Source organism: Streptomyces sp. KLMMK (assembly GCF_036961605.1).
GTDB classification, from domain to species: domain Bacteria; phylum Actinomycetota; class Actinomycetes; order Streptomycetales; family Streptomycetaceae; genus Streptomyces; species Streptomyces telluris.
In genome coordinates this window covers 1-1,202 of the sequence record NZ_JBAMDC010000755.1, presented here as the reverse complement: position 1 = coordinate 1,202, position 1,202 = coordinate 1, and the positions used below count along the sequence as shown (strand labels likewise).

General features: G+C 73.2%; 1 protein-coding gene and 1 pseudogene. Both read right to left on the bottom strand.

The features are described from left to right. Nucleotides 1-860, bottom strand: an 860-nt coding sequence (locus V7793_RS37755) for a serine/threonine-protein kinase (RefSeq protein WP_336014264.1), incomplete at its 3' end; no start/stop codon positions are given. A gap of 133 nt (nt 861-993) precedes the next feature. After that, nucleotides 994-1,202 (bottom strand): annotated as a pseudogene (locus tag V7793_RS37750) (serine/threonine protein kinase); the annotation flags it as partial.

Genomic DNA, 1,202 nt, shown 5'->3' with positions numbered 1-1,202 from the left:
ATGTCGAGGGGCGGTATGCCGGCGAGCCCGGGCAGCAGCTCCCGCAGCCGCGCCGCGAGCTCGGAGGCGCGCAGCCGGGACGCGGGCCCCTTGGCGAGGCACTGGACGACGAGCTGCCACAGCTCGTCGGGGATGCCGGGCAGCGGCGCCACCGTCTCCGTGACGTGCCGCCGGAGCACGGCGCCGGGGTGGCCGCCGCCGAAGGGCGTGAAGCCGGCCAGCAGCTCGTAGAGGACCGTGGCGAGGGCGTAGACGTCGACGGAGGCGCGCGGCGGCAGCCCCTCGATGATCTCGGGGGCGAGGTAGTCGGGCGTGCCGATGACGCTGCGCGGGCCGGTCCCGCGGCCTTCCCGGGCGGGCCGGGGGGCGTCCACGAGGCGGGCGATGCCGAAGTCGGTGAGCAGCGCGGGGTGCGCGCCGCCGGGCCCGAGCGGGCCCTGCATGTCGAGCAGGACGTTCTCGGGCTTGACGTCGCGGTGGACGATGCCGGCCGCGTGGGCGGCGGCGAGGCCCTCGGCGACGTCGGCGACGATGGCGACCGCGGCCTCGGGCGCGAGCCGCCGCTCGCGGTCGAGCCGGGTGCGCAGGTCCGTGCCCCGGATGAGATCCATGACGAGCGCGAGGTCGGCGCCGTCGACCACGAGGTCGCGGACGCCGACCACGTGCGGGTGGTCCAGTCCGAGGAGCGCGGCGCGCTCCTGGACGAACCGGCCGACGAGCTCCTGGTCGGAGGCGAGATCCTCCCGCAGGAGCTTGATGGCGACCGGGCCCTCGGGCCCCTCGCCGAGCCAGACCGTGCCCGCGCTGCCGCGGCCGAGGACCTGGTGGGCGGTGTACCGGCTGCCGATCTTCCGTGCCAAGACTGTTCCCCGACTCCTCGTCTCCGACAGGCGCGCTGGCGACCAAGCTACTGCCAACGCTCACCCCCGAGGTGTAAATCGCCCCTCGGGTGTCGACAAATCGATGGCATCGGTGACACCGGCGCCACCGGCGTCACTTGTTGGAGGTGAGCCCCGAGATCCAGTCCTTGACGTCGGTGACCCAGTCCCAGGTCGCGTCCCAGAAGCTCTTGCCGTCGGCGACCCAGTCCTTCAAGGGGGTGAATTCCCAGATGCACCAGGAACCGATCACCAGGATGACGATGAGGAACAGGCAGCCCTTGAGGCAGCCGAGCCCGGGGATCCGCATCGGGTTCGCGCTGC